The sequence below is a fragment of the Halomonas sp. MMH1-48 genome (assembly GCF_022348105.1).
Lineage (GTDB): Bacteria > Pseudomonadota > Gammaproteobacteria > Pseudomonadales > Halomonadaceae > Vreelandella > Vreelandella piezotolerans.
Genome location: NZ_JAKRFL010000015.1, coordinates 25171 through 39596, shown reverse-complemented (window position 1 = coordinate 39596; position 14426 = coordinate 25171). Strand labels below are relative to the sequence as shown.

13 protein-coding genes, 1 pseudogene and 1 riboswitch are annotated in these 14426 nt (G+C 59.3%); of the genes and pseudogenes, 3 read left to right on the top strand and 11 right to left on the bottom strand.

Going from position 1 to position 14426, the window contains the following annotated elements:
- Positions 1-12: 12 nt before the first annotated feature.
- From MHM37_RS13070 to MHM37_RS13045, 6 genes are all read right to left on the bottom strand, one after another.
- The gene (locus MHM37_RS13070) at positions 13-390 is read right to left on the bottom strand and encodes a ribbon-helix-helix domain-containing protein (RefSeq protein ID WP_153842685.1); all 378 of its coding nucleotides are present in this window, start codon (positions 388-390) and stop codon (positions 13-15) included.
- An 85-nt stretch (positions 391-475) separates the two neighbouring features.
- A complete protein-coding gene (locus tag MHM37_RS13065; RefSeq protein ID WP_239296994.1) occupies positions 476-1045 on the bottom strand; it encodes a DJ-1/PfpI family protein in 570 nt (189 codons plus the stop codon).
- A gap of 193 nt (positions 1046-1238) precedes the next feature.
- A complete protein-coding gene (locus tag MHM37_RS13060; protein WP_139526671.1) occupies positions 1239-1865 on the bottom strand; it encodes an SDR family oxidoreductase in 627 nt (208 codons plus the stop codon).
- A gap of 125 nt (positions 1866-1990) precedes the next feature.
- Positions 1991-4102 carry a methyl-accepting chemotaxis protein gene (locus MHM37_RS13055; RefSeq protein ID WP_153842684.1) on the bottom strand — a complete coding sequence of 704 codons (2112 nt, stop codon included), beginning with the start codon at positions 4100-4102 and terminating at the stop codon, positions 1991-1993.
- Between the two features lie 49 nt (positions 4103-4151).
- The gene (locus MHM37_RS13050) at positions 4152-5309 is read right to left on the bottom strand and encodes an ABC transporter substrate-binding protein (protein ID WP_153842683.1); all 1158 of its coding nucleotides are present in this window, start codon (positions 5307-5309) and stop codon (positions 4152-4154) included.
- 104 nt (positions 5310-5413) lie between these two features.
- Positions 5414-6025 carry a flavin reductase family protein gene (locus tag MHM37_RS13045; protein WP_153842682.1) on the bottom strand — a complete coding sequence of 204 codons (612 nt, stop codon included), beginning with the start codon at positions 6023-6025 and terminating at the stop codon, positions 5414-5416.
- 107 nt (positions 6026-6132) lie between these two features.
- On the opposite strand from MHM37_RS13045, the gene arfB reads away from it, so the two are divergent.
- Together arfB and MHM37_RS13035 are read left to right on the top strand one after the other, a co-directional pair.
- Positions 6133-6555, top strand: a complete 423-nt coding sequence (gene arfB, locus MHM37_RS13040; RefSeq protein WP_044628407.1) for an alternative ribosome rescue aminoacyl-tRNA hydrolase ArfB — start codon at positions 6133-6135, stop codon at positions 6553-6555.
- 38 nt (positions 6556-6593) lie between these two features.
- Positions 6594-6776, top strand: coding sequence for a DUF1289 domain-containing protein (locus MHM37_RS13035; protein WP_044628406.1), 183 nt, complete (start codon positions 6594-6596; stop codon positions 6774-6776).
- On the opposite strand, the pseudogene MHM37_RS13030 reads toward MHM37_RS13035, so the two are convergent.
- Together MHM37_RS13030 and MHM37_RS13025 are read right to left on the bottom strand one after the other, a co-directional pair.
- Positions 6761-7810: pseudogene (locus MHM37_RS13030) on the bottom strand (proline racemase family protein). The gene MHM37_RS13035 and the pseudogene MHM37_RS13030 overlap by 16 nt on opposite strands.
- 11 nt (positions 7811-7821) lie before the next feature.
- Positions 7822-8994 (bottom strand): zinc-binding dehydrogenase, encoded by a 1173-nt coding sequence (locus MHM37_RS13025; RefSeq protein WP_153842681.1) that lies wholly within the window; start codon positions 8992-8994, stop codon positions 7822-7824.
- Between the two features lie 240 nt (positions 8995-9234).
- Here MHM37_RS13025 and MHM37_RS13020 point away from each other — a divergent pair, with 240 nt between their 5' ends.
- A complete protein-coding gene (locus MHM37_RS13020; protein WP_139526660.1) occupies positions 9235-10413 on the top strand; it encodes an MFS transporter in 1179 nt (392 codons plus the stop codon).
- Here MHM37_RS13020 and MHM37_RS13015 read toward each other — a convergent pair.
- The 3 genes from MHM37_RS13015 to MHM37_RS13005 form a co-directional block, all read right to left on the bottom strand.
- The gene (locus MHM37_RS13015; RefSeq protein ID WP_044628402.1) at positions 10410-11378 is read right to left on the bottom strand and encodes a magnesium transporter CorA family protein; all 969 of its coding nucleotides are present in this window, start codon (positions 11376-11378) and stop codon (positions 10410-10412) included. The two genes, MHM37_RS13020 and MHM37_RS13015, sit on opposite strands and share 4 nt — an antisense overlap.
- Before the next feature lie 17 nt (positions 11379-11395).
- Positions 11396-12826 (bottom strand): diguanylate cyclase, encoded by a 1431-nt coding sequence (locus MHM37_RS13010; protein ID WP_153842680.1) that lies wholly within the window; start codon positions 12824-12826, stop codon positions 11396-11398.
- A 74-nt stretch (positions 12827-12900) separates the two neighbouring features.
- Positions 12901-14280 (bottom strand): sodium:solute symporter, encoded by a 1380-nt coding sequence (locus MHM37_RS13005; protein ID WP_239296995.1) that lies wholly within the window; start codon positions 14278-14280, stop codon positions 12901-12903.
- Positions 14270-14373, bottom strand: a riboswitch (TPP riboswitch). It overlaps the preceding gene by 11 nt.
- Positions 14374-14426 lie beyond the last annotated feature (53 nt).

The window sequence follows — 14426 nt, the reverse complement described above, 5'->3', positions numbered from 1 at the left end:
AGCCGGACGTGACTAGTGAACGTGCTTTTTGTTGAGGACGTCTTTATGCAGCGTGCTTTCACGGGAAAGAATCTGCTGGGCGTCCAGCTCACCGATGGGCACGGCTACGTTGGCGGGAATATCGCCGCTAAGCTGTAGCGCCTGGTAACGCAGCGCGCAGACCCTCAAGAACGAGGTGAAATTCCCCAGGTCATGGTCCGCATCGATCGACTCGTGATATAGCCGAGTGATCATCTGTGCGGTGTTCATTCCGTCGCGCTGCGCGATCTCTTCCAGCAGTCGCCAGAAATAATTTTCCATCCGCACGCTGGTCACCATACCATCGATGCGCAGCGAGTGGGTGGCGCTGCGCCATAGGTCAGGGTCCGCATCGATAAACAGTTTGCACATGGCCATCTCCCCTCTTCGTCTCATTCAGCATAGCCGCCGAGCAAGCGCGCGCCCAGCGCAGGCGCGCACCTGTTGCCGATCGCCGCTACTGATCGAGTAACGCCATGAACTGCGCCAGCCAAGCAGGATGGGCAGGCCATGCGGGTGCGGTGACCAGGTTGCCACCGGTCACCGCGTCGGTGACCTCTATGTCCGCGAACTGCCCGCCTGCCAACTCGACCTCAGGTTGACAAGCAGGGTACGCCGAGCACCGTTTTCCCTCCAGCACCTTGGCCGCGGCCAGCAGTTGGGCGCCATGACAAATCGCCGCCACCGGTTTCTGGGCATCGAAGAAGTGCGTCACCATCGCTAACACTTCTTGGTTCAGCCGCAGGTACTCTGGCGCTCGGCCACCGGGCACCACCAGGGCGTCGTAATCGGCAGGGTCGACGCTGGCGAAATCCGCATTCAGCGCAAAGCGGTGGCCCGGCTTCTCGGTGTACGTCTGGTCGCCTTCGAAATCGTGAATGGCGGTGGCCACGGTATCTCCCGAGGCTTTGCCGGGGCAAACCGCATCGACACGGTGACCTACCGCCATCAGCGCTTGGAAGGGCACCATGGTTTCGTAATCTTCGGTAAAATCACCGGTGATCATTAGAATACGCTTGCTGCTCATCTCCGTTCTCCTTGTGATTGTCGTCGGTGGAGCACGCCGTAGGCGTGTGGTGGCAGAGTAGCAAGCCGCCAGAGAACGGGGGTAGTACGCCATTACTACAGCGCGTCAGCGATACGTACGGCTCGCCCCAACGCAAAAAAGAGCGCAAAAAAAGCCCGCTACGAGTGAGCGGGCTTGGCACGACAGGTCGGGGTTACAGAAGCGCGTCGACGGGGCGCTTGCCGTCCAACAACGTGATGTCTCGATTGACGAGACCAGGGGTTTGCACCACGCGCAGCAGTGCATAGGCCACGTTGGCCCGGGAAATTTGGTTATCGCCCGCTTCGTCCACGCTGCTAGCGAACTTGAGGGTCGGCGCTTCGTCGGTAAGACGGCCAGGCTTGACGATGACATGGGAAACGTCACTGTGGCGCAGGTGGGCATCGGCGGCGAACTTGGCCGCCATATAGGGGCGCATTTTTTCAGGCGCCTCCAGCGGCTTTTCTGCCCGCATGGCGCTGACCATGATATAGCGCGAGAGCCCCTTCTGGCTGGCAATATCGGCCGCACGAATCGCGCCAAATAGATCGATCAATAGCGTTTTGTCAGGGCCTGTGTGTGGGCCAGAACCGGCGGTAAAAACGACTTGATCGCATCCTTCGAAGGCGTGCTCCATCTCGCCTTCTAAATCGCCCACGACGGTACGAATTCCCCGTTCTTGGAACCAAGTGGCCTGCTCTTCGTTACGAATCATGGCTTTAATGGGCGTGCCTGCCTCTTTGGCTAATGCACAGAACTGTTTACCGATCTGACCATTGGCACCAATCACTAAGGTCGTCATTTTGCCTCCTTGTCTATCGTGTCCCCTGTATCAGTGTAGGCGGTGCGTCCAAAGTTCAACCGTCAATACAAACACGGCGGGCACCTTCCGGTGCCCGCGACAAGACCGAACGCCCCACCCCGGGGCTAAGTCAGGCTATGGTGCTCGGGCTGGCTTGGCAGCGCGGCCGGTTGGCCAACGCCATGACTAACGTGAAACCGGCTTACCAAGGTATGCATATCGCCTGCGCGTTCATCCAACGTATGGCTAGCGCTGGAGGCCTCTTGCACCAAGCGTGCGTTTTGATGCGTTACTTGATCCAACTGTGAAATGGCCTGGTTGATCTGATCGATACCGGCCGACTGCTCTTTCGTCGCGTCTGCAATCTCCGTGACGTAACGAGTTACCTCGGAGAGGCTATCGACAATATCCTGCAAATGATGGCTCGATGCGTTTACTAACTGCTCGCCTTCGCTTACTTTTTGTACGCTGTCGTCTACCAAGTGGCGAATTTGCGCGGCCTCTTCTGCACTGCGCCCTGCCAGCTTACGCACTTCTTGAGCGACCACGGCAAAGCCTCGTCCTTGTTCACCCGCTCGGGCTGCTTCCACCGAGGCGTTCAGTGCCAGCAAGTTAGTCTGGAAGGCAATATCGTCGATGGCTTTGATGATGGAGGTGATTTTTTCACTCGCTTGACGAATGTCACTCATGGCCGCCGTCGTGCGTTTGGCGACATCACCCGCCGAGCGCGCGCGGTCATCCACGCTGTTGCTCGCGCCCTTGGCCTGATCGGCATAGTCGGCGGTCTGCTTGACGGTGGCGGTAATCTGCTCGAGGCTGGAAGCCGTCTCTGCCAGCGATGCCGCCTGTTGGTCAGTACGCTGAGAGAGGTTTTCATTACCGGAGGCGATCTGGCGGCTGCTTGCGGCAATCGCCTCGGCGCTTTCACGGATCTGAGACACCATGCCTTCGAAGGTGTCCATCATACGGTTGAACGCTTGGGCAGCTTGACCGACTTCGTCATCACGCTGCAGCGCCAGCCGCATGGAAAGGTCGGCATTTTCACCGGCGGCACCGCTGATGCTCTCCATCTGACGACGCATGGCCACCAGCGGCCCCAGTACGCGTACCAATGTGCGCCAGCCAAAGATGGCCAGTACGACGATCACGCCCAAGGTGACCAACACCAGCAGCGTACGGCCCGCATTCGCCAACGTCTCGGCCTCTTCACTGGCGCTTGCCGCCTGGGCGACGGTGTAGGCTTCGATATCGCTTAGCGCTGAGCGCATCTCACGTGTTGCCGCCGCCACGTTCGCCAACGCCGCTTGCACTTGAGCACCCAGATCCAGTTGCTGCTGGCGTAGCGCGTAGACCGAATCGGCATCTTCCACCATCAACCCGTTCAGCTCGACGATGACCTCATCGAGTTCGCCAATGAGCACGCGCTGCTCTACGGTCGTGCTGGGGGCCTCGGCAATGGCCGCCAAAGACTGTCGTGCCAGCGCCACCTGTTGGGAAATTTCGTTGCTACGCAGATTGACCAACGCATCGATGCTCTCCACCTGCATCATTTGTCGCCCCAGATCGGACAGCGTGGCAACGGCCATACGGGCGTTGCCGCTCAGACGACCGATATCGACACGAGCAGAGAACATGCTATCCAACAGTTGAGTCGGCAGCGTGGTGGTGCCCTCTTCCCGCCATGCTTCCATGAGTTCGCGCTGCCGACGCTCTTCGCGCACCTGAGCCAGAGCGGTACGTCCGGCGATGTCTTCGGCACTGCGCATGACGTTAGTGATGGCCGCCTGCATTTGAGCAATCTGCTCGGCCATTTGGGCCTGCAGGCTCAGCGCATCGCGCCGCACGTTTTCCAACGCCTCGTCGCCAGCCATTAGCTCTTGGTACTGGCTATCCAGTGCAGCGAGCTGCGTTGCGGCATTGGTCTGCTCGATACGCGCAAGCCCCGTGCGGGCTTGGCCATAGCGTGCTGTCAACTCGCTGCGCGGCGTGACTTCTTCCAACGCTTGGAGATTACCAGCGGCGAGTAGATCGGCATGTCGCTGGCCAAAGGCACCCATGGTCAATACCATGCTGCGGCTCGCATCTTGCAGCGGCAGCACCTCATCGGCCACGAAGTGCTGAACGTTGATCAGCCGCTGGTTGGTCATCCACCCAGTGCCGGCCAACACGATGCTGCCCAGCACGGCGGCGACAAAGAGGCTAATGAGCATCGCGCGGATACTTATGGTTTTTTTCATCAGGGGTATTCGCTGTGTCAGAGATTGCAAACGGAATAGAGAGCCACGGCTAGCGGGCTAGGCTGTTCCAATCCACCGGCTCGAACTGGCCATTTCGGATAATGGTAGGCCAGACGGCATCGCTGGCTTGATGGTCGTTCGGGCCCAATGTGAGCGGTTCGCCAACGCCGATATCGATACTGCCCAGGCTCAAAAGGCCATTGACCACCGCTTCTCGATCAGGGTTATTACCCGCCGCCTTGAGGCCTTCGGCAAACAGCTTGGCGGCTAGGTAGCCTTCAAGGGAAATAAAGTCGGGGGTGGCGTCGGGGGCGTACTCAGCCAACGCCTGACGATACTCTTCGACGGCCGGCAGATCGGCATCCAACGGCGGTACCACTTGCGTCACGATGACCCCCTCCGCCTGCGGGCCAAGCGCCTCTAGCAGCGCCTGGCTACCGACGAATGAGACATTTAGAAACAGCGCATCGGGCAGGTCTTGTCGCGCTTCACGAATGAAGTCAGCGGCCGGGCCAAAGGTGCCGACGATGATCACTGCCTTGGGTGTGACCGGTGCCTGAAGAATACTGGCAAGCCCTTGATGAACGTTACGCGTTCCGCGGGTGAAACGACCATGAACCAGTTGGGAGGTATTCAAGACGCCTTGGGCATTGAGCGCGCGAATTGCGCCGTTATAGCCCGCGTCGCCAAAACTGTCGTTTTGGGTAAAAAATGCGATCTCTTCGGGCTCTATACCAGCCGCAAGAAGGCCATCGATCATTGCTGCCGTTTCTTGAACGTAGCTGGCACGGTAGTTGATGACATAACGATCGGGCGGTGAGCGGCGCAGAATTCCCGCCCCGGTGAATGCCCCAAATAGCAGCGTCTTTTGCTGATTATAGATCGGGATAGTGACCGCTGCCGTAGGCGTTCCTACATTGCCAATCGCGGCAAGCAGGCGATCGTTACCCACTAGCTCGCGGGTGTACTTGGCTGCCTGCAGCGGCGAGTATTGATCATCGAACGTCGTGAGGCTGATCGTTTGACCGTTGATACCGCCTTCACTATTGAGCTTGGCAAAGTAGGTGTCGATGCCCTGCTGCATACCAATGCCCAGAGGAGCAGCACCGCCGCTTGCGGGCGCCACCATGCCGACTTCGAGTGCGGCATGAGCCAGCGGAGCAGCCACAAGCCCCGCCGCCATTAGCCATGTTGTGATTCGACGCATTGGTTCTCTCCCACATCGCGATGCTTTTTTCTAATATCGGCGGAAGAGTATACGACTTAAGCTTGGCGAGCTTTTAAACAGAGTGTAAAAAAACGTGTCTTGATTTAAGCAGGCCGCTCGATGGCGAAGCGGTCAGTGATGCGCACGTAGTCACTCCCCGCCAAGCGGCCGATCGGTTGCAGCGCGGCCATATCCACGTGACGACCGTCCCACAGCGTATCGTCGATATGAATCGACACGATTTGCGCCAACACTAGGCTACCCGCTAGCGGCCGATCGCCAAAACGCTTCACTTCCAACAGTGTACAGCCAAATGCCACCGGGGCCGCTGCGATGCGTGGCACGCTCACCCCCGGCATGGTGGACTTTTCCAGCCCCGCCAGCGTGAACTCGTCTTCGTGTCTTGGCAGGCTGGCGCTCGTGGTATTGAGCGCATCGACCAACCCTTCGGTGCCGACATGTACCACGCACTCTTGGACTTCTGCCAAATTTCGCAGCGTGTCTTTGGGTTGGGCGCTACCATCCAACAGCGGCGAAAATGCTAAAATGGGCGGGTCGATGCTGGCCACGTTGAAAAACGAGAATGGCGCTAGGTTGGCGTTCCGCTGCTTGTCCTGAGTAGCCACCCAGGCAATCGGTCGTGGGCAAACGCAGCCCGATAGCAGCCGGTAGAGACTACCTGCACTGAGCGACGACTCGGTCAATAGAGTATTCATGGACTCTCCTGATGGCGTGGCAAGAACGGTGCCCTTAATAGGCCGCTGGCGCCTACCCTCTGTCAAGTATGTTAGCCTACAGACTCATACAACGATCCGGGAACGGAATGCTCACTATTACCAATAGCGTTAGCTTGGCCGACTGGGAAATCGACATTAGCCAAATTCGCGCACAGGGGGCAGGCGGTCAGAATGTCAATAAAGTCGCGTCTGCGGTGCATTTACGTTTCGACATTCAGCGTTCGACGCTGCCGCCGGTCTACAAAGAGCGACTAATGGCCCTGTCGGACCAGCGTATCAGTAAAGAGGGGGTAGTGATCATCAAAGCTCAGAGCTACCGCACGCTCGAGCTGAATAAAGAGGACGCCTTGAACCGCCTCGAGGCGCTGATCAAGAGCGTGGCCAAACAGCCCAAAACGCGCCGTCCTACGAAACCTACGAAAGCCTCTCAGCGCCGCCGAGTGGACCACAAAACCCGGAAAGGCAAGCTCAAGTCGCTACGTGGTAAAGTGCCAGCCAGTGAGCGCTGATCGCTTTCCCCTTTCTACTACTTGACACAGTGAACTCGATGCCATCGACACCTCGCCCGCTATCGCCCTGTATTCACGTATGCCAGATCGAGCCGAACACCCAAACGTGCCAGGGATGCGGGCGCACGTTGGATGAAATTGCCTGCTGGGGAAGCATGACCGAGGCCGAGAAGGCCCCGGTGTGGGAACGAATCGAACAGGAGGGCTACGTCTCTTCGTGATGGCGATCACTCAGGATATGATGCAACTCGCCACAGGCGACCATCGGGTCGTCGCAGTTGATCACGATACTCGACTCCGCCAGCACGTAGCTGCGTCCCGTAATGGTGTTTTCCACCACTTGATAAGCCCCTTCTTGATGCGTGCCGGTAAACGTGCCAATGAAGCCGGTTTACCTAAGCGATACGGTTTCCAGCTTATCGCCGAGGCTCAACCGCCCCTCGTAATTCATTAGCGCTAGCCTTGCCGACGTGCCGGTGCCCGTGGTACTCCGGCAAATGACGCCGGGGTGCACGTAGGTGGTCGACCGCGAGCGGATATAACCTTCGGCGATCGGCTCTTCGGGCCCCATGAAGTGCAGAAAAGGCAGCGGACCCACGTCGCCTAGGGTGTAGTGGGAGAAACCGCGTTGCGCCTTGATGGCCTCCACGATTTTGTACGCACAAGCCGCCAGCGCCTGCTCTTCATCACGCACCAGCTTGAAGCCCAACGCCTCGGCATCGACCAAGGCGTAAAAACCGCCACTATAGGCGACGGAGTAGGTGACTTCCCCAATCCCTGGCACTTGAATGGTGTCGCGATAGGTATCGATATAGCTCGGCAGGCCTTCGCAGGTCACGGACTCCACCACGCCGTTGTGCACTCGGGCCTCGATTTGAACCAGCCCTGCCGGGGCCTCTAACTTGAAGCGTTGAATTCCCTCCTGCTTGGGCACGATGCCGGTTTCCAGAACGGCCGTGGCCGTGCACAGCGTGTTCGAGCCGGAATAGATCGGGTAGCCCATCACTTCCATGATGATGTATCCGGCCACGGCTTCCGGGTCGGTGGCAGGCACCAAGAGATCCACCGACATTTCGGGAATGCCGTAGGGCTCTTCTAACAACAAACGGCGCAACCCGTCGGCGTCGTCGCGCAGGTACTCCATCTGTTGACGCACCGTCGCACCGGGCAATGCATCGATGCCGCCCGTGACGATGCGGCTGACATCTCCCCCGGCATGGGTGTCCAACAATCGAATCGTATGCAGGTTTTTCACTCACCCGGCTCCTAGGCAGAGGTTATGGCAAATGGGGCACCGTGGGTGTCCCACTGGGCATCGGGAACGATGACGATTTTCCCCAGGTAGTTGCTGCCTCGGTTCACGAAGTAGCGCTCGGCCTGATGCAAGTCAGAGAGTTTGAACGCGCCATGCAGCACCGGTTTTAACTCACCGCTGCGTATCCACGCTATCAACTGCTCTGCTTCTTCCCGAGTACCGTGGGACACGCCGACTATCTGCACCTGATAGAGATAGATGCGGGTCCACATGATCTCGCTGAGGTTACCGCCGCTGGCACCGGCAATGGAGAGCCGGGGGTAGGTGGTGCGACGCTGCATATCGCCGATCATGGTATCGATGAACAGATCGGTCATCTCGCCACCAACGAGATCCATGACGGCATCGATGGCCTGACCATCGGTGGCGGCCAGCACACGCTCGACGAAAGTGGGCAGGTCGCCTCGATCGATGACGGCTTCTGCGCCCAACGCACGTAGCGCGTCGGCTTTATCGAGCTGGCTAACGGCGTAGGGAATCGCGCCGACGATACGGCATAGCTGGATCAACGCCGTGCCCACCCCGCCGCTGGCGCCGCTGACGAGGATACGCTCGCCCGCCTGAACGTTGGCCGCCGTCATCATGTGGTAGGCCGTTTGATACGAGCACATGCCCATGGCCGCAAGCTCGGCATCGTGTAGCTCAGGGTTGGGGACATGGTGAAACTGGTCGGCAGGCACTGCCACGTACTCGGCGTAGCCGCCGTCTGCGCCGTGTCCGTAGTAGTCCGGCGTCAGGTTAATGTCACGACGCTCGTCGGCATACAAATTGAAATCCAGCAGCCCGCGCTCCCCGATACGCCGGGGATCGACCCCCTCGCCGACAGAAACGACCCGACCTGCCACGTCAGCGCCTTGAATACGCGGAAACGTCAGGGTCGGCGACCCACCCATGGCAAACGAGGTCACGTCCTCTTTGCCTTTGGTGGGGTATAAGCCTTCGCGCGCTTTGCGGTCGGTGTTGTTTTTCGCCGTCGCCGTGACTTGCACCAGCACCTGCCCAGGGCCGGGCGTTGGCGTGGGAACGTCCTGACGGTATTGCAGAGCGTCGACATCACCGTGACCGGTCAAGAGCATCGCCGACATCGTGGCCGGAATCGTTGCGCTGTTATCCGTGTGGGCCATGGGTGGTTCCTTGTTGAGTGCATATGTCGCGACGATAACAAACGCCGGGCGAGGTTCAAGGGGGCGAACGAAGGACAGCATGCCCTCGATCACGATGGATGAGTAGAGCACATAGTGCCCTTAAGCCACACTCCCCCAGTCAGCCGCCTGGCGGGTCGTCAACTTTTCGCCAATAGTGAGAGTAAGCAAAACCCGTCAAGCTACGGGTCGACCGTGCTTCTGCCCCTGCCAAGGATCGGTATGCTTCACTTCACCTCGACGTACCATCGCCGTCTCACCTGGACCTACTTTGGCCTGTTCATTGCCATTGGGATGACCGGCGGACTGCTTGGCCCAGCACTGCCCCATTTGGCCGAGGCCAGCGGTGCCTCCATGAGCCAAATCGCCGTGCTGTTCACTGCACGTGCCGTTGGCAACATGAGCGGCGCCATGGTCACCGGGCTGCTCATGGATCGCTTCAACGGCCACCGCGTGTTGGTGATGATGGGCGTGCTGGCGGTAGCCGGACTGGCGCTGGCCCCGCTTAGCCCGCTTCTGCTGCTGTTGACGCTGCTGTTCATGCTGCTGGGATTTGCGGAGGTATCGCTCAACGCGGGCGGGAACACGCTGCTTTTGTGGCTGCACCGAGACGCAGCGGGCCCCAATGTAAGCGCGCTGCACTTCTGTTTCAGTTTCGGCAACATGCTCACGCCGCTGATCATGATTGCTGCGCTATCCCTCACCGGACAGTTTCACCTCACGTTTTGGATCGTCGCGGCCAGCGTGGCTGCCATGCTGTGGCCGCTGTCACGCTTCGTCAGCCCGTCCATGCCCACCGTTGACCCTAATCCCGCGTCCTTGGCTACGCTCAAACACCGCGACCCGCTCTTGCTGGGACTATTCATGCTACTGTTTTCTCTTTATGTGGGCATCGAAATTACGTTCGCCGGCTGGGTCACCGCATACGGTACGCTCTCTGGATTAACCACCGAGCAGGCGGCGTTGCTGGCAACGCTGTTCTGGCTGGCGCTCTCGGCGGGACGCCTGCTCGCCATCCCGCTACTACGCGTTTGCTCACCTTGGCAGGTGCTCGCTGGCTGCCTAGCGCTGGGGCTGAGCGCAGCGGCAGGTCTGCACCTCAACGCGCTGCCGCCAAGCGCTGGCGCGCTGCTGTTTGGCCTCTCCGCCTCGGCGTTTTTCCCTACGCTGTTTGCACTGTGCAACCAGTCGATCGTCATGCGCGGGCGCACCACCGGCGCCATCTTTACCGCCGCGGGCAGCGGGGCGCTGGTCATTCCGTCACTGACCGGCCCGCTGCTGGATTTGGCGGGTGCGGGGGCGTTTCCTATATTGTTGGCCACGCTTTGGCTACTGATTGCGCTGGGGCTCTTACTGTTGGCCAGTCGTCTGCGGCAATTGGCGGTTCGACAAGGGGGTTAAAACCAGCGTTTCCGTTTGAACAGCCAAATGAGCACCCCACCAATCCCTAGCATGGCCCCCCAAACGAAAAAGTAGCCGTACTGATAGCTCAGTTCTGGCATGTACTCGAAGTTCATGCCGTAAATACCGGCGATAAAGGTTAGCGGGACGAAAATAGCGGTAATCACCGTCAACACCCGCATGGTGATGTTCAACTGGTGTGATGAAATGGAGATATAGCCGTCGACGAGATCGCCACAAATGTCGTAGTACATTTGCGTTAGGGTGTAGAGTCGCTCGAAACGTTCTTCGACATCGGTTATGGCATGCAGCGTTTCGCTTTCGCCTCGCGGCAAGTGCGCGTAGTCGTACGCCGTCAGCTCTTGGGTGATGCCTTTGTGATAGCTGAAGATCCGGCGCATTTTGACCAGACGCGAGCGATACGTGGTGATTTTACGCATCAACACGTCGTTACCATTGTCTAGCAGCTCGTCCTCGAGATCACTGAGCTCCGTTTCGAATTCCAGCAAGCTATCGATATAAAAGCCCGCCGAGGTGTACATCACTCTCAGTGCCACCTGCTCGGGTGACTGGGCCAATAGCGTTTTGCCGTGCTCATTGAGTAAGCGTTCGATACTCATCGCCTCGCCGGGGTGCAAGGTCACCAAAAAGCGTTCGCCGACGAAGAAACAGATCTGCTGAGGTACGAAGTTTAGCTGGGCATCGAACGAGGAAATGCCGCGATAGATGATCAGCGTGTGATTGTCGAACTCTTCGATTTTCGGCGGATGGCGCTCTTTGTGGGCGTCTTGTATGGCCATCGGGTGACACTCGAAGCGCTCCAGTATCTCACGCTCCTGCGCTTCGCTCTCTCCTTTCATGTCGACCCACAAGTGTGCTGTGGGCATGCGCATCCACTCGTCCATCAGGCGAATGTCGCCCTCGCGCACGTCGCCCTCTGGGGTGGTCAATAGACAACGAATCATACTCGTCCTTGGGTTCGTTAATGGGGGGCAGACGTATCCGCCGGACGTGCCAGCGCGATACGCGCTTTGCCTGCGCGTTTGGCGTTGTACATGGCCTCATCGGCGCGCTTCAATAACTCCTGAGGTGTCTCCGCCGCGTCGTGGACGAACAGCGCCACACCAATGCTGGTACTTACTTGCAGGGTCACGCCACCTGCGCTGAGCGGCTCCTCGATCACCTCGATCAGCTTATGGGCCAGCGGCTCCGGTGCGTCGCTGGTCACCCCCTCAAGCAGCACGACGAACTCATCTCCCGCCCATCGGGCAACGAAATCCGTCTCGCGGACGGTTCGCTGGAGACGGCTCGCGATGTCGCGCAGCAGCTCGTCCCCCATGGCATGGCCGTGCTGATCGTTAATGCGTTTGAACCCATCGAGGTCTAGAAACAGCACGGCCAGCGGTGCGAGCGTACGGCGTACCCGTGCCATTGCCTCCGGCAAACGCTCATCTAGGGCGCGGCGGTTGGGCAAACGGGTGAGCACGTCTTCTCGGGCCTGCTGGTCGCGTAGGCGCTCTAGCTGCTGGCGTTCGGTAATGTCGTGAATGAACAAGCTGCGGCGTGGGCGGCCATTCACCTCGAAACGCTTCAGTCGCACCTCGACCGGCAAGCGAACGCCATCGCGCCGTAGGGCTTCTCCGGTCACTGGCATGGCGACATCGTCACTGGTGATTCCGTCGGGAAACATGAGCGATGTAATCGGTCGAGTGAGGGCTTCTTTGCGACGCCAGCCGAACATGGTCTCGGCTGCATGGTTCCAATCCAGCACGCGCCCCTGCTCATCGACGCTCAAATAGGCATCATATGCCGACTCGATCACCAGATTGAGTTCGCGGGTTCGCTGCTCGATACGCTGCTCGAGGCTTTGATGCAGCGCCGTGAGCGCCTGCTGAGTGGCGGCACGAATCTTCTGCTCGTTGATGAGCCGTTCGCGCAGGTGGATTTCGCCAATCACGATATCGGCCAAATCTTGCATCGCAGCCTTTTCTTGGTCACTTAAGCTGCGTGGCTGGCTGTCCATGGCGCATAGCGATCCGAGGACCAGCCCTTGTGAACTACGCAGCGGTATCCCGGCATAAAAACGGATGCCGCCAGGTGTCATCACGTAGGGATTGGTCACGAAGCGTGCGTCTTGCTGAGCGTCTTCGACCACTAGCGGCTCATCTTCGAGTACCGTGTAAGCACAAAACGCGACGTCCCTAGGTGTTTCCGATACCGCCATGCCCACTTGAGACTTGAACCACTGACGATCGGTGTCGATCAGACTGATGGTAGATTTAGGAACGCCGAGCAGCACGGTGACCAATCGCGTGATCCGATCGAAAACGGGCTCGTTTGGCGTATCCAGGAGGGCCAGTTCGTTAAGCGCAGCCAAACGGGCAGTTTCGTTGGGGGGTAACAGGTGGCTCATGGCGATCACACCTAAATGGTCATCAAACCCTTAACAGCATAACGCGAAACGAAATGTCCTGCTTAACGCCTTGATTAACGGACTTCGACACGTTGACGGCTCACCAGAGCCAACGCCACGCTGACCGTTGTTGAGAGTAGCAGCGCCCCTACGAACGGGCCTAACGTCGGTACGCTGCCGGGGAACGTGGCGGCCATTACCCCTGCGCTGACGCTGCCCTGACCGATCCAGCCAGGCAGCACGGCCCCTACAAGCCCCGCAAACCCGCCGCTTATTGCTGCCATCGGTGTCATACGCTGCCACAAACCCAGCAGCACCGGCACCACTATCGCTGCACACAGCAGATCGGCAATCAAAAATAGCCGCAGCACGGAGAGCCCTTGCAAGGCAATCACGATCACAGGCAGCATGATCGCCACGGTGAGCCAGCGCGCCTTGTTGAGGGCCTCGGCCCGGTGACCATTGGCCCACAGCGACGCAATGCCGTTTTGTAAGGTGTCGACGCTCGAGGTGACCAGCGTGACGGCCAGTACCAATGAAGGCAGCGTGATCCATACCGGGGCATCACTAAGCAGCGCAAAAAACGGCATGGGCGGCTCGCCGAGACTGACCCCGCTCATCGCTGCCATGATACCTACGCCACCAATCACCATGACGACCAGTACGGTCAAGCCGCCACCCAACCAGGCACCGCGCCCCAGGCTCGCGTCGTCTTGGGCCGCCCATACCCGCTGCCAATAGCCTTGGTGAAACAAGTTAGCCGCCGTCACGGCGATCACCAGCGTCAACGCCACGCTGAGCGAGCTGCCGATGGGGAGCGACGGGAGTTGTGCGTCATTCGGCATACTGGGCAGTCGCCAGAGCGTCACGCTGGCGACGGCGAGCAGCAGCGCCAAAAGCAGCCACGCTTGCCAGCGGTCGGTGGCCAAGCTTGCCCGCAGCCCGCCCATGACGGTGTACACCAGCGTGGTGAGCGCCACCCCGATGATCACCACAGCGGGAGGCACGTCGGAGAGTAGCGCGGTAATCGCCCCGATGGCGGTGAGTTCAGCAGCCAGGAAGCAGCCCATGTAAGCCACGGAAACGAGCGCCACGAAATGGCGTACCCCCTTGCCATAGCAGGCGTCGGCAAACTCGGCAATGCTGCGTCCCTCGGGCAGTGCTTGGCGTATCTTAGGCCCGTAGAGACCCAAAACGATGAACGGCAGCGCCGAGCCAAGGGCATAGCCCAGTAGCGCCACGGGCCCTACGAATGCGCCGATTTCAGGGGGTGCAAAGAGTATCCAAGCCCCCATACCGGACGCCAAAAAGGAGAGCCCCAGGGTGGCCGACGTTTGCGAATTACGAGCGGTGACATAGTCATCCAACGAGCCGCCACTGAAGCGTGCCCGAAGACCCAGAAAAGCAAAGCAGCATAACGCTGCGCCTAACACGAAAGACGTTAGGTAAGGCATGTCGCGCTTCCTCCGCCGGTACGAACCGGATCAGGTTCCAGGGTCTGCGTTGCGCGCATTCTCAGCCCCATTGGGGCTCCCCTGGCGACAGTGAGTGGAGGCAGTATCCTCAAGCAAAGTGGTGCGTTAGTAAAGCCTTGCCCATG

What these genes read in the sequence shown, in the direction of transcription:
- arfB (WP_044628407.1), top strand. Translation starts at nt 6,133, where the DNA reads ATGCTCACTATTACCAATAGCGTTAGCTTGGCCGACTGGGAAATCGAC.
- MHM37_RS13015 (WP_044628402.1), bottom strand. Translation starts at nt 11,378, where the DNA reads ATGATTCGTTGTCTATTGACCACCCCAGAGGGCGACGTGCGCGAGGGC.
- MHM37_RS13035 (WP_044628406.1), top strand. Translation starts at nt 6,594, where the DNA reads ATGCCATCGACACCTCGCCCGCTATCGCCCTGTATTCACGTATGCCAG.
- MHM37_RS13010 (WP_153842680.1), bottom strand. Translation starts at nt 12,826, where the DNA reads ATGAGCCACCTGTTACCCCCCAACGAAACTGCCCGTTTGGCTGCGCTT.
- MHM37_RS13065 (WP_239296994.1), bottom strand. Translation starts at nt 1,045, where the DNA reads ATGAGCAGCAAGCGTATTCTAATGATCACCGGTGATTTTACCGAAGAT.
- MHM37_RS13050 (WP_153842683.1), bottom strand. Translation starts at nt 5,309, where the DNA reads ATGCGTCGAATCACAACATGGCTAATGGCGGCGGGGCTTGTGGCTGCT.
- MHM37_RS13055 (WP_153842684.1), bottom strand. Translation starts at nt 4,102, where the DNA reads ATGAAAAAAACCATAAGTATCCGCGCGATGCTCATTAGCCTCTTTGTC.
- MHM37_RS13020 (WP_139526660.1), top strand. Translation starts at nt 9,235, where the DNA reads ATGCTTCACTTCACCTCGACGTACCATCGCCGTCTCACCTGGACCTAC.
- MHM37_RS13045 (WP_153842682.1), bottom strand. Translation starts at nt 6,025, where the DNA reads ATGAATACTCTATTGACCGAGTCGTCGCTCAGTGCAGGTAGTCTCTAC.
- MHM37_RS13070 (WP_153842685.1), bottom strand. Translation starts at nt 390, where the DNA reads ATGTGCAAACTGTTTATCGATGCGGACCCTGACCTATGGCGCAGCGCC.
- MHM37_RS13025 (WP_153842681.1), bottom strand. Translation starts at nt 8,994, where the DNA reads ATGGCCCACACGGATAACAGCGCAACGATTCCGGCCACGATGTCGGCG.
- MHM37_RS13060 (WP_139526671.1), bottom strand. Translation starts at nt 1,865, where the DNA reads ATGACGACCTTAGTGATTGGTGCCAATGGTCAGATCGGTAAACAGTTC.
- MHM37_RS13005 (WP_239296995.1), bottom strand. Translation starts at nt 14,280, where the DNA reads ATGCCTTACCTAACGTCTTTCGTGTTAGGCGCAGCGTTATGCTGCTTT.